Raw genomic sequence first — 19377 nt, forward strand, 5'->3', positions numbered from 1 at the left:
GATTTTCAGGAGTGAGCTGGTCGTAGCAGTGGTCTGAAAAAGCAAAGGCCCCGCTGGGTTGCCGCCCGCGAGGCCTTCAAAATCGATAGAGAGCGTCCACCCCCTGAACATGGTTGGACGCTCTCACGACACGTTTGACGTGTCAAGCTGAGAACGTCGTTTTTGGCATCGATATGCTTTGCTCTGCGCGACCCCGATGAGGGGTGGGCATGTTTGCAGAACGGATAGCGGCCATCGTCGATGGCGCTCGAACAATTACGCGTCTGGAATGGGCGTCCGGCGAAATCTGGAAGTCGTTCGCCGCAGGTGACATAGGCGAAGAGCAGACGCAGGCACTTGCGGAACGGATAGCCGAGCGTAAATCCGACATCCGCGCTGCGCCTAGCGTCGCACCACAAGCCGCGCGTCACTCCATTTTCCCGCCACGCAAACGTCAGGCATCCCCGGACCGCACAGCATCACTGATGCGTCGTCGGCGCATGGCAAACTCAGGCCCCCTCCCGCCGCATCTGGCAGCTCATTTCACCACAGGCCAGCTGGCGGTGATGCGCGTAGTCAGCGACGAAATGCGCGACCGGGGCAAGTGCGCCATCACTATTGCCGAGATTGCCGCGCGCGCTGGGGTGTGCCGGGCGCTGGTCCAGCAGGCGATGCACATAGCCGTCAGTTTGGGCCTGCTGGTGGTTCAGGAGCGCCGCCGCCAAGGGCAGAAGAATCTGCCAAACCTTGTTCAGGTGATCAGCCCCGAATGGCTGGCATGGATCAAGCGAGGCCCAAAGTCCTCGCCCATGACCTTCCGCTCCTTGGGTATAGGGTCGATTTTGCCAGGCCCCACGAATACGATGATTAAAAAACCTCATAAAATCAGAGGCCTTAGCAATCATCGTCCACCTCAGAAGCCTTGTGGCTCAACGTCACGAGTTGACGATGTATCACACTATGATACATTCGCACTACGCCGGACCTCTTGCCGATGATAAAAAGCTTCAAAGGCAAGATTACAGAAAGCGTTGCAGATGGCCGTTTGCCTAAGGGCTTTCCAGCGGACTTGCTGAAGGTCGCGCGACGGAGGCTCGCAATGCTGGACGCCGCCACACAGCTGACGGACCTGTTGGCCCCTCCGGGAAACAGGCTGGAGGCATTGAAAGGCAACAGGGCTGGGATGCATTCGATCCGGGTGAATGACCAATTCCGGATTTGCTTCCAGTGGAACGACGGCCATGCCTACGACGTTGAAATTGTCGATTATCACTGAGGGAGACAAACGATGAAAACGCTTCCTCCCATGCACCCTGGGGAAGTGCTCCGTGAGGAGTTCATGGAGCCTATGGGGCTTTCTGCGATAACTGTGGCGCGCGCCATCAATGTACCGCGCACCCGCGTTGAACGGGTCATCCGCGAAGAGACCGGCGTTTCGGCGGATACCGCTTTACGGTTGTCGAAGCTTTTTGGCACGACGCCAGAATTCTGGCTCAATCTCCAAGCGCGATACGATATGGAAACCACGGAGAAGGAAATCAGCGAGGACCTAGCCTCCATCCAGCCGCTGGAAATGGAAGCGGCCTGAGCCTTCTGCTGTCAGATAAACCCTCATGCAGCGCATGCATCTTGGAGAAGGCAAAGACGGGGTATGGCGCGGCCTCTATTCTAACCCGGCATACCGTTCAATCAGAGTCGAGATGAAATTTATGCATAAGCCGGTGGACTACCGGCGCCATGATAATTCCTAGGGAAGCCGCAAAGAGTATCCCTGTCAGAAAACCGTATCCGGCAATGAACAGCTTCCCGGGAGTGCCTGGTGGCATGCTGTGTGTTCCGATGCCACCTAGCAGCAAAGCCGTGTTTAGAAGCGCATCATGCACTGTCAGGGTTTCTTCCAAGAGGATCTGACCAAGTACGCCCAATAGGCCAAAGGCGGCGACCAGCGCAGTAGCTGCGGCAGTGTGGTGTATGACGCGCTTGGCGAACCGTCGGCGGCTTGCCAAGGGTGCGTCTTTGCTCTCGTACACCTAAGCTTCTCCATCACCCTATAGGACCTCTTATGGGTGATGGTGGGCGGCACGCCAAGTGGGTCAGCTGCCGTAGTCTGCCAGCGTCTTCCAAGCTGCGGCCTATATATGGCGGCAGCCACAATGGCCTTCTCCCCATCTGTGCTACTTCGGGATTTCCTCTGGTGTTTCAGGGGGTATTTGAATGGGCTCCTGCGGAACCGGGATTGGCTCCCTTACCGGGACGCCGACCGGTTCTTCAGGATGTGGACCCTCTGGCGGCGTGGGTGGTTGCGCTGGGGTGCTGGGCGCAGGAGGAACCGATATCGGGGGGGCGGCTGGTTGCTGGTTCATGGCGGGCTCCTTTGGTTCTGTGGAGCCAAGTCCGCAACTTACGGGTGGGTTCCCATTCAGCCGCTCGCCCCTCTGCTGTACCACCAGTGGTGCGTACGTGTGTTTGACATTTAGCGCCTGCCATCCATAACATTCGTCTCAACGTTCGTTGAAACGGATGTGATTGACATGGCTCAGGGAAAATTCGTCGCCTACTACCGCGTATCGACGCAGAAGCAGGGGCGATCCGGTCTGGGGCTCGATGCGCAGAAAGATGCCGTCAGGAGCTTTCTGAACGGTGGAAACTGGAAGCTCATGGCCGAGGTGGTGGAGATTGAGAGCGGGAAGAAGGACGACCGTCCAAAATTGGCAGAGGCCCTACGCCTTTGCCGCCTGCTGGGTGCGCGTCTTCTCATAGCGAAGCTGGATCGCCTCTCCCGCGACGCCCACTTCCTGCTGGGCCTTCAAAAATCAGGCGTACAGTTCACGGCTGCCGATATGCCTGAAGCCAATGAGATGGTCGTGGGGATTATGGCGGTTGTCGCCCAGGCCGAGCGGAAAATGATATCCGCCCGGACAAAAGCTGCGCTCGCTGCTGCGAAGGCTCGGGGAACGGTTCTAGGCGGTCACAGAGGCGTGACGCCAACCAGAGCGGATCAACAGGCAGGAAGGGCGACACAGGCGGCCAGAGCCCGTGCACGTGTCGCGGACCTCTCGCCTGTCATCCGGGATCTGCAGGCGAATGGCGCACACTCTCTGGGAGCCATTGCTCGCGGGCTCAATGAGCGGGGGATTCCGGCTGCTCGAGGTGGCTCATGGTCGCCCATGCAGGTGCGTCGTGTCCTTCCCATGGTTGAAGCAGATTATCCGCAACCTAATCGCTGAACTGCCCCCGTTACACAGTTGGGCCAGGGCCAATCACCCCCATGAAGAGCAAGACAATCAGGATAATTAGCAGCAGGCCACCCAGGCCAAGCCCATGGTTACGATAGCGACCACCGCCGTAGAACATGCCGCCGCCACCGAACAGCAGGATGAGGATAATCAACACAAGTAACAGGTACATTGGGAGGGCCTCCTATGAGCGGCATCCCTTGTTTAACGTTCGGCAATGGGGGGCGTTCCACAATATGCCTCTTCCCACTCGGCTTCAGCCAAGACCGCAGAGGCAGCACCACCCGGATTCTCGCATTCTTCTCCCATAAGGCATGCGCTGACGGTAAAGCGCTCCGCCTCCGGGTTTTCGGCCTTCTCAAGCCGTGACAGGCGAGCCGAAATCATGCGGGACATGAGGATAGCTCCACGTGATGAGGGGTGACTATGGTGCGGATGATGTGAAGCGCATCACCAGAGCTGGAGGCTATGAGGGCCTCAATCTTCGCCTGTCTCTCAGCCTCATCCGCTCCGGTCACGATATGACGCAGAACCGTTGCTGTCGGCGTCGGGTGCAAATGCTGGGCTTCCAGCTTCGATATCCGGCTAGAAATCTTGCTCATGGGGCGCACCTTGCCGTTCCTGCGATGATTGCCTCCGCAAGCTCGGCATCGCTCCGGTTCATGGCCAAGGGCGAATGCAACCCTTCGTCTCCCGGCGTATACGCTATTTGCGCAAGCTCGCCCTCCGTCAGGTCCGTGCCATCTGTCCACCGATTTCCGGGTAAGGGCGCCGGGAGCGGCATTACTCCCCTGATGACCGGGTCACCTTTCTGGAGAACGCCCACCTCGAGTGCCCGGCTGTAGGCCGCTTCCACCAGCTCTTGCGTGCGTTCCAAGAGCACGAACGCAACCGTTGGCCTACTGGTCCGGCGCGCCTGCTGCTCAAGCGTCTGGAGACGGCGTGCAATGGCGATGCTCATGTATCGGCCCTCAGCGCTGCTGCTATCACGTGCGCCATGGGGATGTTGGTGGGGGATGCGTGCAAGCTGGCGGATAGAGCCATTACCCGCTCCTGATCCGACAGCATGTCCCGAACGCATGCGTCACGTTGCTCTTTCGAGAGTGGAGCCGCCGAAGGCACGCGCCTGTTCTCGAGCTTTCCGATGCGAGCTGCAATCTGGCTCCTCATGGCCGCCTCCCATTCTCCAGCGCTTCAAGGCGGCGGTTCAGGTCCGTGACCTCGACGGCCTTTATATGAGCGTCCACCAGCTTGCTGAGCTCAGCCGCTTCCATTGGGGTGAGTTCACCTTCAGCCACAGCCGTAATGAGCGCTGCGGTGGCGCGGCTCAGGTCTTCTATTCTCTCTATCGGTGGAAGGGCGAACGGGATTGGCCGGTCTTTTCGGGCGGGGGCCAGCCTGTCGAGGCAAAGTCGCAACGCCACAGTGTCACCCTCACAGGCCATCTCAATGGCTTTCCGGGTGATTTTATCCGCCTCCCCGGCAAGCAGTTCATCGATAGCGCGTGTCGTCCGGTGGCGTGACCCGCGCGGCTTGCCAGCAGGATTGCCACTCTGGCCCTTTTTGAAGCTGGTTCGGCTGGCGGCCATCTACACCTCTGAAGCGCTTTAAAGCTAGAAAACTGTAGCACTATACCACGAATCAGTCTCCCTGATTTAGCCCTGTTTTTCAGACACTCAGGTGTGTTGGCTGTCTCCATGGCGCCGGAAATGTGAGCCCGAAAGCCAACTGGGCCACCATAATATCCGATAGCTCCTGCTACCTTCTTGTGACAGAAGGGCGGATGATCGAAGAAAGAGACGCGCTAAAAATGCTGCACGACCTAAGTGCTGACAGCGGTAAGGCGACGTACGAAATGAACAGGCTAGCTGCGCTGGCTGGCTTCAAAATTATGGACTCGCTCCCCGAAAGAGATTTTGACGAACTCGTCAATATTGCCGCTGATATCTGCGGGGCACCTATTGCAGTTATCAATTTTATTGGTGACGGTAGGCAGTATTTCAAGGCTGAGGTTGGCCTCGTTGTATCTGAAACCCATATAGATACTTCATTTTGCGCCAAGGCCGTTATCGAAGGCGATTTTTTCTTAGTCCCCGATGCAACCAAAGACGAGCGCTTTAAGGACAACCCTTTTGTGGTCGGTTCCCCCGGCCTGAGGTTCTATGCCGGCGCGGTCCTGAAGACCCAGGATGGCTATCCCATTGGAACTCTGTGCGTGCTGGACCATCGGCCGCGAGAACTCACGCAAGTGCAACAACGGGCGCTACGCGTTTTGGCCAAGCAAGTTATGGCACAGCTAGAGCTTCGTACTGCGCTCAGGGACCTGGCTCGCAAGAATGCCATCCAGGCGCGGATCAATGCGCGGAAAGAACTGACGGCAGTCAGGCTTGCCGCGGAGAACGAACTGATAAGAACCGACCAGAAGCGTCTGCTCCTGGCTCAGGATGCTGGCGGGATCGGGATTTTCGAACTCGACGTGGAGACTGATCAACTCGAGGTCTCGGAGGAGTTCTGTAAGGTGTTCGGCTTGCCCGTGCAGAGCACGTACGCGGCTGATCTGCTCGAAGCGCTGGTTGTGAAGGACGATGAGGAGATGCGCTCGGCACGCGATAGCCGCATCTCAGGGGACGCGAAACTGGATGTCGAGTACCGTATCCGTCGCAAAAGCGATGGAGAGCTTCGCTGGATATCAAGGCGTGCACGGTTCGTGAGTGCGCCGGATGGCAAAGTGCAAAGAATGGTTGGTGTCGTGATGGACATCACCAGCACCAAGCAGCGCGATGCGCATACGGCGGCCCTCTTATCGTTAGGGGAACGCTTGCGGGAGGCCTCATCATTCAAGGAAGCCGCTGGATATGCGGTCGAGGCGCTTTCCGAGATTTTCCCCCTTGATCGATTGGGTTATGCAACCGTCGATGAAATTGAGGGATCGTTTCAGGTAGAAGCGGAACATTTGGCTCCTGGCCAGCTTCCCTTGGCGGGGCGTCACCTAATTGCCCGCTTGCCTCACACACTGGACAGGCTGGCCAACGGAGAAGTTGTTGCGGTCCCCGATGGGTTGATGGACCCGGGGTCGACCGAGGACAGGTCCGTATTTTCGGAGATGGGCGCGCGTGCGCTCTTGGCCGCGCCAGTCCTGGATCAGGGGCGTCTTGAGGGGGTTCTGTTCATAGTCCACGGCCAGCCACGTCGCTGGACGAAGGATGAAACAGAATTTCTCCGCCGGGTCAGCGACCGGACATACGCAACGCTCGAGCGGATTGAAGCGCAGCAGCAGCAGCAGGTCCTGAACCACGAGTTGAGCCACCGCCTGAAGAATACCTTGGCTATGGTTCATGCCATCGCGTCCCAGACACTTAAGAAGAATAGCCCGGGCCCGGCAGTCGACGCGTTCCTGGCGCGAATTCATGCACTGGCCAAGGCACATGACATCCTGCTTCAGCAATCATGGTCCTCTGCCCGGATTTTGTCAGTCCTGGAGAGTGTTCTGGAAATACATGCCGAACGAAGCCGCTTCACTTTTTCGGGGCCAGATATACGTCTTGGGCCGAAAGCAGGGCTGTCGCTGTCCCTGATTTTTCACGAACTTGCAACTAATGCTCTCAAATATGGTTCTCTCTCTACGGTCGGTGGAACAGTCGATGTTCACTGGGAGACGAGGAATGATGGCGACGAAGAAGGCTTCATTCTGACTTGGAAAGAATCCGGCGGCCCCCCTGTCTCAGAGCCAGCCCAAAGAGGGTTTGGCTCAAGGCTGATCAAAATGGGCATCGCTGGGACAGGATCGGTTAAAAAGCGCTATGATCCCACAGGCTTTAACGCCGAGTTTGAATTGCCGATGCGCGTAATCCGGGAACTGGTTTGAGGAATGGGTACACGTCAATGTTAGATACCCCAAAGGGGAAGACCGTCTTAGTCGTCGAGGATGATCCATTGATCCGGATGGACGCCGTAGACCTGGTTGAGGAGGCAGGATTCCGAGTTTTGGAAGCGGGTAGCGCTGATGAGGCTCTGTCCATTTTGGATGAGGGAACCGAGCTGTTCCTTCTGTTCACAGACATCGATATGCCCGGAAGCATGGATGGCCTCGCTTTGGCCAACGTCATTTCTGTGCAGAGACCGGGCGTCAAGGTCCTAATTACCTCAGGGCAGCACCTGCCTGATACCAATGAGATGCCCCACTCCGCCGTGTTCATACCTAAACCCTATGGAGCGGCACGCTTGGTGTCGCTTTTGCAGGGAGAGCACCCCTAACCCTCTGCAAGAGAGGCCACGGAGCGGTCATTACATGATAGCTCTTTAGTGCAGCAACGTTGTAGCGCTACAGTGTCGTATGTGGCGGCTCTCCCGCCCCTGACTTAGCGCCCCCAAGGCTCTCGTGCGCGCACGCGTGCGTACTGGTCCTGAAAATGGGCTGGTCCATCACCGGCTATCTCTCAGGACCTCAAATGGGTAGACTCGCCAACGGGTTGTCTCATGAGGCCGGGAATGTCGCGTCTAATCTGGATGGCTGTTCAGGCGCTGTTCGTGGGATGGCTGGCCTACAGCATGCTCCAGCGTCATCCTGACAGGCCGGCAGAAGTGGTTATTGGCGTCCTAGGCGCTATCGCGTTCTGCGCCTTCCTCACAGCCATTCTGACCCGTGTTTGGGATACCGCCAAGACTGGCGAACTAAAGGACGCCCGCGAAACCATCGCCACGCTCAATGAAACCGCGAAGCGCGTTGACGCCCTAGCGGCAGAGGCGAGGGGGCTAGAAGCGCTCCTTGAAGCCGAGCGGAAGCGCTCCGGAGAACTGCGGGCGGATGGGATGAGGTGGCAGGGGCAGGCAGAGAAAGCACTCGCTGCAGTTCCCATTCCGCAGCCAGAGAAGCGGGGTTTCCTGCGTCGGCTTCTTGGGTAGCGGGGCAAGAGAATGCCACCGGTGACAGGTGGTGACATGATGATGAAACCCAGCATCGCCCACGCTGGGGCAGGGGTATCTGTTGAGGATACACCCTTGGCCCCTCTCGCTTTACGCTCGCGAGATGACTTCAGATAAATCGGTGGCCGGCCTCGCGCACGCGCGCACCTTGCGCAAAAATTCAGGCCAGCCGCCCGTGTGATCCGTCATGATATCGTGACGCATCTCAGCAACGCGCCACCGTGGCGCGCTGGTTGGCCAAGGGTGCGCAGAATATGCGCCCCCTTTCCGTGTGCCGCCGATATGAGCGCCACGGTGGCGCGCACATGGCACCAAGGCGTTTAGCCTGAAGAATCAACCTAGATAAGGTAAGGCCCGGCACTATGGCCGGGCCTTTGGGCATCGGAGTGCAGCGCTACCTAGGGGGGTGGGCGTTCGGGAGAAGTACTCTCCGAGCCGCTCTCATCGCTTTTTCGCGAGAGAAGCCAAAATTCAGAGCCATTTGATACGCATTCCGAGCCATCGCCCTCCTGGTGGGGGAGATGCTTGAGGAGGTCGGAGCGACTGGTGTGGGCTCATTCGGCATCCTTGAACTATACCGTAGCGGATGCAGAGGTCACCGGTGACAGGTTCACGAATACGCTAGCCGCTTCGCCAAGTGCCACCTAATTTCAGATGAAAATCATTGTCGGCCCTCCAAGGGGCCAAGGCGCGCGACCGGAGCCGGTCCTGCGTTGCTGTTACAGCAACGCAGCCTGTCGTGCGGGTGCCTACAGTCCACCTAATCCGTCAAAAGCCCAAACCAGCAGGGCAATGACCGCTACGATGCCCAAGAAAATAGCCGCTCTAATGACTCTTCGTCCCGTCATGCTCGCCCCTTATGTTGCGTGGTGAGCGTAGCTTGGCGCTGATAGAAGGCAACGGCCCGTAGGGTGCCTGACAAAATTGGGCGGGGCCGCATTGTGGGGATTCCGGCAGGGTTTGATCTCCCCAAATCTGGTGAGCGCAAATGCCACCAACAGGCTTAGGGGCATGTCACTGGAGGTGTGGCGATTTCCTCCATACCTCGCTGTGGCCCCCTTTTTCATTGGCTCCGAAAATTCATAGCCTCGCGTGCGCGTGCGCGTGCGCGTGCGGGTGCGTCACGCGCGCACCCTGTAGCGAAATTCCCCCCGCAGCCTCTTTTACGGCGCTCAAAAACTCAGGAGTTGAGGGTTTTCGCCCATTTCGGCGAAAACGGTTGGTTTAGCGCAGCGCCCTTTTCCAGTGTCCGGAAACCGGCGCTATGCCCTCGCCTTAATCGCGCGCCACAGCGTGGTCTTGTTGACCTTCATGAGCTTGGCCATTGATGGAATGGTTTCATGGCCGCTGTCGATGTTGCGTCTCGCGAGGGCGATTTGCTCCGCTGTCAGAGAGCTTGGGCGTCCCGCCTTCCTGCGTCTCTCGGGCTTGCGGGCATCCCGCGCGGCTGTTCGCTGTTGGTGCGCGGCTTCGATAGCCGTCAGGGTGGCGTAAAGGTGGTTGATGCGCTGGTAGTCGGCTGGCGTAATGACAATCCCGTCGTCAATGGCAGTTAGGCCCGCCCCCTTTTCTCTGAGGGCGTTCAGAACATCCAGAACCGCGTCGCTTGTTGGGCCCAGCCGATCCAGCCGCGTAACCAAGAGTGTGTCGCCAGCGGTCATTTTCGCCAGTGCTGCGACTAGCTCCGGCCTATCAGTGTCGCCGTCATCGCCAAGGTCGCCGTAGTCTTCGGTCGCGCCAGCGTCCCGCAAGTCGTAGCCCTGCATATGTTGCCCATGCATGTCGTCGGCAAAGACGTAGCCAAAGGTGGTCATCGCGCGGTCGCTCCCTAATTTGAAACGAATTACGATATGATAATGACGATAAAATATATTTATAGGAATAGCTTTATCGGATAAATATGAAACGACTTATAAGTCGGGGTGGGCCACGGCAGCCCCGCACATGCCATCTGGCAGGCCACGGCAGCCAGATGCGCGAATGTCGTTTCAGCAGGCCGCGCGAGCGGCTCCGAGCGGGAGTAGTTTTTGTGCTGCGGGCGACGCGCTGCACAAAAACTACGGTAGTGAGCCACTTTTATGGGGGCTTGTTGGGGGGCTTCAGGGGGGCTCAGGCGTCTGTGACGCCGTTTCAAAATTGCCGCCGCTGCGCCGGTGGCCGCTTCAGCAAACGTCTGTGGCGTCTTCGCGACCCACAACGTTTGCGGTATTGAGCGAATTTTACCGGGAACTTACAGGGGCTTCTCTTGCCGGGGTGGCGGCTGTCACGAGGCCGCCTTGCTGGGGTTTTCAAAATCAATCAGGCCGAAGGCCGGATGGGCGAAGCCGCGACCTCGAATCAGACCGTTATGAGCGGTCGGCGTTACCCTTCCTTGTGCTTGGCAACGGCAAAGAAAAACGCCGCCCAGAGGCGGCGAGATTTGTCACATTCAGAGGGGCCCCAGGAGGCAGTGGGGATGCATGGATAAGCTCGGACTAGGCGTTTAGGTTCCAAAAGAAAAGCCGTCAGAAGACGGCCATAGTTGCGGGATCAGTAGGCAGTCAGCCCTCGTGGGGGGTGGAGCGGCCCCGCTGTCGAGGCGTTCGGGGGTAATTAACCGGGCCACTCCACGCAATCGATACGCACGGGCGGCGAGAATGGATCAGTCAAATAAAAGGCCGCCCAGAGGCGGCCCAGAGTTGTCACATTCAGAAGCACCCCCGAGGCGTATGGGGGGCTCTGCTGTAGAAAGCTATAGCTTCGCTTTTTGTTCCGTTAAAAAGAGGTTCCCAGCCGGGATGGCGAGCGACTAGCGCCAAACTGGGCTCTTGCCATTAAGGCCAGAGGCGATAGCCGCCAGCCAAACTTGCAGGCTTAGCTTCGCGGCACGGCATCTACATTCTCCCTCTATGCAGGATGGGAAAATTTTCCATGTAATACTAATTACTTAGTTATTACATATATAATGTGTGAAATTGTATCATCCCAAAACTTTTGGAGATTGGGGGATGGTTATGAACCCAGACCAACCGAAAAAGCGCCGAGGGTTTGCATGCCTCAGTCCTGAAGCAAGGCGTGAGGTAGCAAGTCTCGGCGGGCGCAGTGTCCCAAACGAAAAGAGGAGCTTCTCCCGGAACAGGGAGCTTGCGTCTGCGGCTGGCGCAGTTGGCGGGGCGGCGGTTTCTCGCTTCAATCGGGCATTCTGGACGGATCGGCAGCTGGCTTCTGAAGCTGGGTCAAAACGACGTGAAAAGAAAAAGCCGCCCGAAGGCGGCTGAAAATGGAGCCCCCGAGCCAATGCTATCCGGCCTTCTTGGAAGCCACGGCATTGCGGAGGGCATCGTTGATGCGGTCCTGCCAGCCTGGGCCACCTTCCTGAAAATACTCCAGGACCGCGCAGTCGATCCGCAGTGATACGAGCTCCCTTGCGTTGGGGGGAGCTGTCTGCGTCGCGACAGGCGCTGGCGCCTGCTGTTTAGGTCTGAAGACGGCTTCAGCGGCAGCCCGCGGGTTCTGATGGGGGCGGCGAGGTGGATTGGCCATTGCGTAACCTATGAAGCGGCTAGAGAGCATCCATGCGTCGCGTCCTGCACTGGTAGCGCCAGCATCTCACGAGGAAGGGCGGCTTGGGCAGCGCCCTTAAGTTCGCGATGAGTCCCGCACACAGAGAGCTTCTCAATTCGCGCCTGCTACGGGCCGGGCTTTATTTTGATGACATGGAACTTCCGAGCGGACGCGTCATAAATTTTACGCGCATGCCGACGTGAACAAAGCGTAAGCCAGCCTGTTCGATGTCGGACGTCGAAGGCATGGACAATGCGTTCTGACACCCTGTCCAATCTGGACGCCCTTTCAGTGGGGCGAACTGCGCCACCTCTATGAGACGTATCGTACGGCATCCCAATTGTTTGGTTGGCGCGGAGGCCAGCCTTGGGCGAATGAGCGCAGGGGCGGTCATATCCTCGACAGTGACGCCGACCGCTGCCTGTCCATAATGGACGCCATCTTTGCCGAGGCGCTCAGGCGCGATGTGCCGCCGAAGTCCCTTCATGCCGATGATATGCTGGCGATATGGGCGCTGCGGATTGCTGATGACCCGGGAGAGGTCGCCGGGATAGGGGAACATATCGGCTTGCGCCAAGCGGGGCTGCCAAGCTAATGGCGGCTATTCGCTAAGGAGCCCGGTGAAAATCCGGGTGGCTATTCCGGCCGCCGAACCGCCGGACAACAACACGCATGACTAGGGGGCCTACCCTCATTATCATGTGCCTTGTTGCGGAATTTTTATGAAAATCGGGGTTTCGACTTATCGCACGCAATGGCTGGGCGATTGGACCAGCTTGCGTAAAGAGGTTCTGGCTGGGATCGTTGTTGCACTGGCCCTCATCCCTGAGGCCATCGGGTTCTCAATAATTGCCGGTGTCGACCCTCGCGTTGGCCTCTACGCATCCGTCGTCATCGCAATGGTTATCGCCTTCACGGGCGGCAGGCCGGGCATGATTTCGGCTGCAACAGCAGCCGTAGCGGTCTTGGTGACGCCGCTGGTTAAAGAGCATGGCGTTGAATACCTATTCGCTGCCACCATCCTCATGGGCATCATTCAGATTATCGCAGGTCTTCTGCGGCTGGATCTGCTGATGCAATTCGTATCTCGGTCGGTCATCACCGGGTTTGTGAATGCGCTCGCCATTCTAATTTTCATGGCCCAACTGCCCCAATTAACCGGCGTGAGTTGGCACACCTACGCCATGGTTGGTGGCGGCCTGGCCATAATTTACCTGCTGCCGAGGCTGACAGCAGCCATCCCATCACCATTGGCCGCAATCCTGATCCTTTCTGCAATCAGCATTGGATTTGGCCTACCAGTTAACACCGTATCCGACATGGGAAATTTGCCCGAGGGGCTCCCTACATTCGCAGTCCCTCAGGTGCCACTGACGCTGGAAACGCTTCAAATCATTCTGCCTTATTCGCTTGCCATGGCGGCGGTCGGATTGCTGGAGTCGTTGCTCACCGCCCAGATTGTCGATGACATGACGGATACAGACAGCAACAAGCGCCGAGAATGCGTGGGTCAGGGCAGCGCAAATATCGTCTCCGCCCTGTTCGGTGGAATGGGTGGCTGCGCGATGATTGGTCAGTCCGTCATCAACGTGACCTCCGGCGGAAGGTTGCGCCTTTCAACCTTCGTCGCGGGGGCGTTCCTCCTCTTCCTGTTGGCAGTTCTGGGGCCTTATGTCGGCAAGATACCCATGCCGGCGCTGGTAGCCGTGATGATCATGGTCTCTATCGGCACCTTCAGTTGGAACTCCATCGCAAACCTTCGGCGGCATCCCCCAACGTCATCGGTCGTTATGCTCACAACCGTGACTGTGGTCGTTGCAACGCACGACCTGTCGTTGGGCGTGCTCGCCGGCGTACTGCTATCCGGCATCTTTTTCGCAGGGAAAGTTCAACGGATGTTCACGGTTGAACGAACCGCGTCAAAGAACGGAGAGGAAGCCACTTATCGTGTCAGCGGGCAGGTGTTTTTCGCGTCAGTGGAGCGATTCTCGCGAGCTTTCCAGGCGTCAGAGCCCTGCCAACGTGTGACGATTGACGTATCTGGCGCTCACTTCTGGGATATTTCGGCAGTAAGTGCGCTGGATAGAGTGGTGACCCGCCTCCGCAAGGAGGGGCGAGAAGTAACAATTGTAGGCTACAACAAAGCCAGCGCTGAAATCGTGGATCGCTTCGCCTTGCATGACAAAACAGGCGTCGAGAGTGGCATCGTACCCCATTGATTGAAGCCAACGTGCCGTTCTCGGTTATACGCCGAGGTACTTTGCAGAGCTGTCATGTGGCCTTGCATGCAGGTAGCGGCCCGTCGTTGCGACAGACGCATGACCGATGGTGTTCTGCACCAGATGGATCGGCGCGCCACGGTCGAGGCTGTGGCCGGCGTGGCAGTGCCGCAGCCAGTGCGCTGACGTTTCAGGCGGCAAGCCAGCCCGGTCCGCCGCAGCCTTCACGACGCGATGGGCCTGCATGGTCGTGATGGCCACCCCACCCTTGCGGGAGGCAAGCATGGCGTTATCCGCTTGTGCATCATGCCGGAGTGGCAAGTCGCCATCAGAATTGGTTAGGTGGAGTCCCAAATCCATGGCACATTGAAACTAGGGTGCGTTCCATTTGAAAGATAATTACAATGAAAAATATGAGCCTGAACCATGAATATTTTAAAGGTGTTCGCTCGCGTATGACTGTGAATAGCACGGTACGCTTTGGAGTAAATATAAAGCGTACGTCTCCGTACTATGAGGTGTTCCATTCTGCTGTTGGCAGGCGGTTTCAATACAATGGAAAGACAAATGAAAATTTTGGCCTCGCTAAGTCTGAGTTCGAAGACAAGAACTTAAGCCGCCCTTATACATATCCAGAAATCGCGCGATTTATGAAATTAGGTCATTCGCTGCAGTTCAATAGCAGTGAATAATGGGTGCGCTGGCTGCCCCTGAGCATCTCTTGGTTTCCGCACGGTGGAAATGCCCAGAATAGACCAACTCAGTATGGCGGTGGCCACTCCCCGCTGTCAGACGGTGAGATATTTCGACGAACTATCGTTTGGCCGGGCGTGGAGATAGCGCCCCGTCGTGGCGACGGAAGCATGACCAATGGTGTTCTGCACCAGGTGGATCGGCGCGCCACGGTCGAGGCTGTGGCTGGCGTGGCAGTGCCGCAGCCAGTGCGCTGAGGTTTCTGGCGGCAGGCCAGCCCGGTCGGCAGCGGCTTTGACGATGCGATGGGCCTGCATGGTCGTGATGGCAGTCCCGCCCTTGCGGGAGGCGAACACCGCGTCATCCGGCAGGGCGTCAGTGGGGCGGATGGCCGTCAGTTCCCGCCATGTCCGGGGGCTGACCAGAACAGCGCGGGTCTTACCCCCCTTGCCATGAACCGTGACTTGGCCAGCATCCTCGCGAGGCGTCAGGGCGCGCCAACGCAGGCCGCAAGCCTCTGACACGCGAAGCCCACCCCCATACAGCACCTTCAGCAGCGCCCGATTGCGGGGATTGGTTTCCATCTCCAGCATCCGGATCACGTCGGCTTCCGGCAGGATGCGTTCGGCCAGGGTGTTCTTCACGGACGGCGCTTTGATCATCTTCCCGACGTTGAAGGGGATATAGCCGGACTCCTGGGCGAAGCTCAGCAGGCTCTTGATGACGGCGGTCGCGTTGGCACGGGTTGCCGGGGCCTTGTCTGCCAGCGTGGCCAGATAGTCCTGCACGTCGCCCAGCCGAACATCCCGCAAGGGTACCCGGACGAACGCCATGAAGTCGGCGGCGCGGCGTGCGTAGTTGCGCCGGGTGTGGGGGCTCTCATTCCGCGTCAGCCACATCGTGACCAGTTCGGCGTCGCTGTCGGCCTGGCTCGGCATGACCGTGGCGATGACTGCGGGAAGGTTGTCCATTTTGAGCACCCCTTACGAATGTTAGCTAAGGTAACTTGTCTAACATTCAAACGCCAAGAATCGGACAGGAAATGGCAACGCGCTACAGCGCGTGAAGACCCGTGACAGGACGTGAAAGCGTTCACCAGTCGCTGAGAGGGTGTCGACGGTACTCGTCTAACGTCACGCGACAAAAAACACACAGGAGCGACAACGCAATCGCTGGGCGCTACTTCGCGTAAAGTAGGCCCGTTTTCGTAGCCAACTCTCTGCCTTAATCACTTGGTATAGAATAAATTGTGCAGCGCTATGAGGAAGGGGGGCAAAATTCTTAGTCAATTGCTTTGGCCATTGGTTTCAGTGGCGGCAAGCGTTTCCATAAACATCTTCATAAATTCGTATCACGCCTTAGACGTGTTGAATGACCATAGACCACTCTATGTCGCCGTGGGTGGCGCCGCCTATTTTTCGTGCGCATGGCTGGCGGCGCGCTTGGCAGGGGCGGCGCTTGAACGTTCGCGTTCAAAACGACGGCCAGTCCCAAAGCTGTTGCTGGAAATCGTTACTGCAGCATTTTTTGTTTTTGCGAGCCTGGCCACGATACTGCTGGCTGTTGGCCAGAACTGGAGCACGGCAATCGCTGGGTCTGGTGTCCTGGTCGCGGTTCTGGGCTTTGCCCTTCGCGGTTCTCTCGCAGACGTGTTTTCAGGCATCGCCCTTGGCCTGGAAGCCCCATTCCGCATCGGCGATTGGGTTTCTATCAATGACGAAACACGGGGAAGGGTGACGGAAATCGGCTGGCGCACAACCAGATTATTCACGCGGGACGACACATATGTGATCCTGCCCAATAGCGCCATCGCGAGGCAGAAACTGACCAACTATAGCGCGCCGAGACGCAAATATCGGGGGTACGTCCATGTGAAGCTTGGCTACGATATCCCCGTGACCGAAGCCAAGCGGATACTCGCGCAAGCGGCCGCAGAACCCGGGGCGATTGTTGCTTCGCCGCCTCCAGACGTACGGGTAACCTCATACGATGAGGGCGGAATTCTTTACCGGGTGCGGTTTTGGGTGCCAAGCTTTGTCGATGATATTGATTGTAGGGACGAAGTTTATACGGCAATTGACGCCGCCCTACGCCAGCACGCAGGGACGAATCCCTCTGGCTATGGGCCATTCAGCACGCGCTGTTACCCGCCCGCCGGTCACCGAGAAGCCGATGCGCAGCGTGCTCCACACTGAAGGACCAGGAGACATCGATGGCGCATATTCCATCCACGATGCCTGAAGGCTTGGTAGCTTACGCCCGCTCGCCGGATTTCTCCCCTGAGACTCTGCCCGCCAGGCTGAAGGCGGCACACACGACCAAAGCTGGAGCGTGGGGTTTGTTGCATGTCCTCTCGGGCAGTGTGCGCTTCACACTAGAAAAGCCTGACGGGACCGAGCTCATTGTCCCGGCTGGAGCGGCTGTCGTAATCGAACCGGAGATTGAGCACCGCGTGGAATTTGTTGAACCGGGCCGGTTCTATATCGAGTTCTGGAAGATGCCTTGAACCATTCAGGCCGCACTACCCCGGCACTCCATCGTCCCCTACGGTGCCGCCCTCATTTTCCCAACGAGACACCTTGCGCGAAACACTTTGTGTAAAGCGAAGCCGGACGCCCACGCCCATGTCGTCTTCGGGAATAAAGTGCGCTCCAAAGCCCTCCAGGACGGTCTGCAGCACGCGCAGGTTCGTCATATCAGCAGGGTCCCATCCAGCTTCAAAATGCCTGATCAGGTCTGGGTTCAACCCTGTCCGACGCGCCAGTACGTCAATGCCAATACCAGTCAGAGCCCGCGCAGCGGCGCATTGAGGGCCTGTGATAAGTGGTGCTGCGCTCATATCAAACTCCTCGTAGCCTCAGCCATGCGCCCGTGAGCAAACCGGGATTTGCCCCATTATAGGGGAAATGGTGCAGCTACTGGGACCTGCTGGCAACAGAAGTCAGACACAGCCTCCCACGCCCCGTGGTTGCCTATGCCGCCCGGACTTTCATATCCGCGGGCCTCATCCGAACAGCCGGCATGAGGCAGGGTGAGGTCACCGTCTCTGGTGACCGAATTTCATGGATTTCGCCAGCTGGGAACGGGCTGCGGAGTAATTCGGGGAGACCATGGGATAGTCAGGAGGCAGCTTCCACTTGAGGCGATACTCCTCAGGCGTCATGCCATAGGCGGTTGCCAAGTGACGCTTAAGCGACTTGAACCGCTTCCCATCTTCTAGGCAGATAATGTAGTCCGGCGTTATCGAACGCTTCACCGGCACGGCCGGAAGCTGCTCAGGCTCCATCTCAGGGGTCGGCGTAGATTCTGATGAAAGTGTTACTAATTTCTTATGTACTTTTGAGATCAATTCCTCGAGCTTATGCTTATCAAGCGCGTTATTTGAGATGTAAGCACAGACTATATCAGCCGTGAGTTGGACGTGTTTTTGATTTTCTTGAAATTTGTCCATATTCGCTACCCTACACAATATTTTGTCTACTTTAAGCTCTCAGACTCGCTATGACAATAGCTTGATATTTTGACCGCTTGGCCTATTTCGCCTTTTCGGCAGAGTGGAGGGCACATCTTGTCAATTGCGAATAGAGAAGTGCCGAAACGGATTGTAGCATTACAGCATTAAAGCGCGAAGACAGGATAACGCGAAACTCGCACCCCGCTGTCCGTCAATCATGCTTTAACGTATGAGCGCTGTAGTGGGCCGATGAAGATTCGGAGAGAGGTCGCATGAGGACCGTTGCGCTTGTGACGCAAAAAGGCGGAGCCGGTAAAACGACCATCACGGCATCGCTGGCTGTAGCGGCCATGGAGGCCGGGGAACGTGTAGTCGCCTTGGATCTCGACCCTCAGGGGTCATTGGCGAGCTGGGGTGACTTGCGCGACGTAGACACCATTGCGGTCGACAAGCCGACGCCCGAGCAACTGGTCCAACTCCCCACTATCCTGTCTGCCCTTGAGAAGCAGGGGTTCACGCTTGCGTTGCTCGATACCGCAGGCGTTGAAAGCACAGCCGGCAATCTAGCAATGAAGGCTGCTGACTTAGCCCTTATCCCGGCGCGACCATCCAGTCTGGATCTGAAAGCGACGCTTCCAACCGTTGAGGCCCTGATGCGTCTTAGCATGAAGGACCGGTTTGCTTTCGTGCTGAACCAATGCCCACCCGGGCGGAATTCGCGCGCGGCTGAAGCTGCCAAGGGACTGGCGATGTTTGGCGTTCTGGCGGATCCCCCTCTAACCCAACGGGCCGACCATCAGGATGCATTGGCGGCTGGGCAAGGCGTGACGGAATACGCCCCAGAAGGGAAAGCGGCTGGCGAAGTCCGCGCCCTCTGGGAATGGATCAATCGGAAAACGAGAAAGGAAGCGTAATGGCCAAGCGTCCTTCGCTCATTGGCTCTTTGTCACTCGATGCCGGCAGCACCCCGCAGCCAGAGGCAAAGACAGAGGTCAAGAAGCCCGCCGGTCGGAAGCCCCGTCCGAATATCGTCCACACATCCGTCTATCTCCCGCGCCCGGTCTACATGAAGATCCGGGAAATTGCGTACGTGACGGATCAAAAGATCCACGACCTCCTCATTGAGGGGATCGACAACGTACTGAGAAACCATGGACATCCGGGCGTTGACGCTTTGAAGGAACAGATGCAGCAGGAGCACTTGGCATAACTGCCGCGCCCTAGTTTTGTAATGCTGTAGTTGTCTGGCGCCAGCCAAATGACGGGCGTTTGACAGAATCGCGCTCAGCAAGCCGAATGGCACGCTGGCGGCTAGATTCGCCATTGATTT

At 57.8% G+C, this 19377-nt stretch carries 26 protein-coding genes and 1 other annotated feature; of the genes, 13 read left to right on the forward strand and 13 right to left on the reverse strand.

Annotation, left to right across the window (positions count from 1 at the left end; all coding sequences use genetic code 11):
- Positions 1 to 209 precede the first annotated feature (209 nt).
- Genes AC6A67_RS08715 through AC6A67_RS08725 form a run of 3 tightly spaced genes read left to right on the forward strand, consistent with a single transcriptional unit; the run spans position 210 to position 1567 of the window.
- Positions 210 to 977: a hypothetical protein gene (locus AC6A67_RS08715; protein WP_498036162.1), complete on the forward strand. Its 768-nt coding sequence runs from the start codon at positions 210 to 212 to the stop codon at positions 975 to 977.
- Positions 974 to 1255, forward strand: a complete 282-nt coding sequence (locus tag AC6A67_RS08720) for a type II toxin-antitoxin system RelE/ParE family toxin (RefSeq protein ID WP_498036163.1) — start codon at positions 974 to 976, stop codon at positions 1253 to 1255. The genes AC6A67_RS08715 and AC6A67_RS08720 overlap by 4 nt, the downstream gene beginning before the upstream one ends.
- A gap of 12 nt (positions 1256 to 1267) precedes the next feature.
- Positions 1268 to 1567, forward strand: a complete 300-nt coding sequence (locus AC6A67_RS08725; RefSeq protein WP_498036164.1) for a HigA family addiction module antitoxin — start codon at positions 1268 to 1270, stop codon at positions 1565 to 1567.
- A 97-nt stretch (positions 1568 to 1664) separates the two neighbouring features.
- Here the strand turns inward: AC6A67_RS08725 and AC6A67_RS08730 are convergent, their stop codons facing one another.
- Complete coding sequence (locus tag AC6A67_RS08730) at positions 1665 to 2009, reverse strand: hypothetical protein (RefSeq protein ID WP_498036165.1); 345 nt, start codon at positions 2007 to 2009, stop codon at positions 1665 to 1667.
- A 501-nt stretch (positions 2010 to 2510) separates the two neighbouring features.
- Between AC6A67_RS08730 and AC6A67_RS08735 the strand changes: the two genes are divergently transcribed.
- A complete protein-coding gene (locus AC6A67_RS08735; protein ID WP_498036166.1) occupies positions 2511 to 3206 on the forward strand; it encodes a recombinase family protein in 696 nt (231 codons plus the stop codon).
- 10 nt (positions 3207 to 3216) lie between these two features.
- Here the strand turns inward: AC6A67_RS08735 and AC6A67_RS08740 are convergent, their stop codons facing one another.
- From AC6A67_RS08740 to AC6A67_RS08755, 4 genes are all read right to left on the reverse strand, one after another.
- A complete protein-coding gene (locus AC6A67_RS08740) occupies positions 3217 to 3387 on the reverse strand; it encodes a DUF3309 domain-containing protein (protein WP_498036167.1) in 171 nt (56 codons plus the stop codon).
- Positions 3388 to 3419: 32 nt separating this feature from the next.
- A complete protein-coding gene (locus tag AC6A67_RS08745) occupies positions 3420 to 3611 on the reverse strand; it encodes a hypothetical protein (protein ID WP_498036168.1) in 192 nt (63 codons plus the stop codon).
- Complete coding sequence (locus AC6A67_RS08750) at positions 3599 to 3817, reverse strand: hypothetical protein (protein ID WP_498036169.1); 219 nt, start codon at positions 3815 to 3817, stop codon at positions 3599 to 3601. Before AC6A67_RS08750 ends, AC6A67_RS08745 begins: the two co-directional genes overlap by 13 nt.
- A 564-nt stretch (positions 3818 to 4381) precedes the next feature.
- Positions 4382 to 4804 (reverse strand): DUF5681 domain-containing protein, encoded by a 423-nt coding sequence (locus AC6A67_RS08755; protein WP_498036170.1) that lies wholly within the window; start codon positions 4802 to 4804, stop codon positions 4382 to 4384.
- A 194-nt stretch (positions 4805 to 4998) separates the two neighbouring features.
- Here AC6A67_RS08755 and AC6A67_RS08760 point away from each other — a divergent pair, with 194 nt between their 5' ends.
- The 3 genes from AC6A67_RS08760 (at position 4999) to AC6A67_RS08770 (ending at position 8117) form a co-directional block, all read left to right on the forward strand.
- Positions 4999 to 7080, forward strand: coding sequence for a GAF domain-containing protein (locus AC6A67_RS08760; protein ID WP_498036171.1), 2082 nt, complete (start codon positions 4999 to 5001; stop codon positions 7078 to 7080).
- Positions 7081 to 7097: 17 nt separating this feature from the next.
- Positions 7098 to 7469 carry a response regulator gene (locus tag AC6A67_RS08765; protein ID WP_498036172.1) on the forward strand — a complete coding sequence of 124 codons (372 nt, stop codon included), beginning with the start codon at positions 7098 to 7100 and terminating at the stop codon, positions 7467 to 7469.
- A 234-nt stretch (positions 7470 to 7703) separates the two neighbouring features.
- Complete coding sequence (locus tag AC6A67_RS08770; RefSeq protein ID WP_498036173.1) at positions 7704 to 8117, forward strand: hypothetical protein; 414 nt, start codon at positions 7704 to 7706, stop codon at positions 8115 to 8117.
- 1283 nt (positions 8118 to 9400) lie between these two features.
- On the opposite strand, the gene AC6A67_RS08775 is transcribed toward AC6A67_RS08770, so the two are convergent.
- Complete coding sequence (locus AC6A67_RS08775; protein WP_498036174.1) at positions 9401 to 9952, reverse strand: recombinase family protein; 552 nt, start codon at positions 9950 to 9952, stop codon at positions 9401 to 9403.
- Between the two features lie 1309 nt (positions 9953 to 11261).
- Between AC6A67_RS08775 and AC6A67_RS08780 the strand changes: the two genes are divergently transcribed.
- Complete coding sequence (locus AC6A67_RS08780; protein WP_498036187.1) at positions 11262 to 11531, forward strand: hypothetical protein; 270 nt, start codon at positions 11262 to 11264, stop codon at positions 11529 to 11531.
- Here AC6A67_RS08780 and AC6A67_RS08785 read toward each other — a convergent pair.
- Together AC6A67_RS08785 and AC6A67_RS08790 are read right to left on the reverse strand one after the other, a co-directional pair.
- Positions 11418 to 11660 carry a BrnA antitoxin family protein gene (locus tag AC6A67_RS08785; RefSeq protein WP_498036175.1) on the reverse strand — a complete coding sequence of 81 codons (243 nt, stop codon included), beginning with the start codon at positions 11658 to 11660 and terminating at the stop codon, positions 11418 to 11420. The two genes, AC6A67_RS08780 and AC6A67_RS08785, sit on opposite strands and share 114 nt — an antisense overlap.
- Before the next feature lie 160 nt (positions 11661 to 11820).
- Entirely contained in the window at positions 11821 to 12258 is a 438-nt protein-coding gene (locus tag AC6A67_RS08790; RefSeq protein ID WP_498036176.1) for a hypothetical protein, read from the reverse strand.
- Between the two features lie 33 nt (positions 12259 to 12291).
- Positions 12292 to 12347, forward strand: a sequence feature (sul1 is cis-regulatory element that is thought to sense ions involved in sulfur or methionine metabolism; They are found in Alphaproteobacteria).
- A gap of 56 nt (positions 12348 to 12403) precedes the next feature.
- On the opposite strand from AC6A67_RS08790, the gene AC6A67_RS08795 reads away from it, so the two are divergent.
- Entirely contained in the window at positions 12404 to 13900 is a 1497-nt protein-coding gene (locus tag AC6A67_RS08795) for a SulP family inorganic anion transporter (protein ID WP_498036177.1), read from the forward strand.
- Positions 13901 to 13924: 24 nt separating this feature from the next.
- On the opposite strand, the gene AC6A67_RS08800 is transcribed toward AC6A67_RS08795, so the two are convergent.
- Positions 13925 to 14260, reverse strand: a complete 336-nt coding sequence (locus AC6A67_RS08800) for a tyrosine-type recombinase/integrase (protein ID WP_498036178.1) — start codon at positions 14258 to 14260, stop codon at positions 13925 to 13927.
- 44 nt (positions 14261 to 14304) lie between these two features.
- On the opposite strand from AC6A67_RS08800, the gene AC6A67_RS08805 reads away from it, so the two are divergent.
- Positions 14305 to 14592 carry a hypothetical protein gene (locus AC6A67_RS08805; protein ID WP_498036179.1) on the forward strand — a complete coding sequence of 96 codons (288 nt, stop codon included), beginning with the start codon at positions 14305 to 14307 and terminating at the stop codon, positions 14590 to 14592.
- A 96-nt stretch (positions 14593 to 14688) separates the two neighbouring features.
- On the opposite strand, the gene AC6A67_RS08810 is transcribed toward AC6A67_RS08805, so the two are convergent.
- The gene (locus tag AC6A67_RS08810) at positions 14689 to 15564 is read right to left on the reverse strand and encodes a tyrosine-type recombinase/integrase (protein WP_498036180.1); all 876 of its coding nucleotides are present in this window, start codon (positions 15562 to 15564) and stop codon (positions 14689 to 14691) included.
- A gap of 288 nt (positions 15565 to 15852) precedes the next feature.
- Between AC6A67_RS08810 and AC6A67_RS08815 the strand changes: the two genes are divergently transcribed.
- Positions 15853 to 16788: a mechanosensitive ion channel family protein gene (locus tag AC6A67_RS08815; RefSeq protein ID WP_498036181.1), complete on the forward strand. Its 936-nt coding sequence runs from the start codon at positions 15853 to 15855 to the stop codon at positions 16786 to 16788.
- 17 nt (positions 16789 to 16805) lie between these two features.
- Positions 16806 to 17099: a TehB family protein gene (locus tag AC6A67_RS08820; protein WP_498036182.1), complete on the forward strand. Its 294-nt coding sequence runs from the start codon at positions 16806 to 16808 to the stop codon at positions 17097 to 17099.
- Between the two features lie 15 nt (positions 17100 to 17114).
- Here the strand turns inward: AC6A67_RS08820 and AC6A67_RS08825 are convergent, their stop codons facing one another.
- Positions 17115 to 17432 (reverse strand): XRE family transcriptional regulator, encoded by a 318-nt coding sequence (locus AC6A67_RS08825; protein ID WP_498036183.1) that lies wholly within the window; start codon positions 17430 to 17432, stop codon positions 17115 to 17117.
- 198 nt (positions 17433 to 17630) lie between these two features.
- Complete coding sequence (locus AC6A67_RS08830; protein ID WP_498036184.1) at positions 17631 to 18044, reverse strand: Ros/MucR family transcriptional regulator; 414 nt, start codon at positions 18042 to 18044, stop codon at positions 17631 to 17633.
- 275 nt (positions 18045 to 18319) lie between these two features.
- Between AC6A67_RS08830 and AC6A67_RS08835 the strand changes: the two genes are divergently transcribed.
- The gene (locus AC6A67_RS08835) at positions 18320 to 18961 is read left to right on the forward strand and encodes a nucleotide-binding protein (RefSeq protein WP_498036185.1); all 642 of its coding nucleotides are present in this window, start codon (positions 18320 to 18322) and stop codon (positions 18959 to 18961) included.
- Positions 18962 to 18993: 32 nt separating this feature from the next.
- Here the strand turns inward: AC6A67_RS08835 and AC6A67_RS08840 are convergent.
- Positions 18994 to 19377, reverse strand: a 384-nt coding sequence (locus tag AC6A67_RS08840; RefSeq protein WP_498036186.1) for a hypothetical protein, incomplete at its 5' end; no start/stop codon positions are given.

The sequence above is a fragment of the Camelimonas sp. FR25 genome (assembly GCF_059740505.1).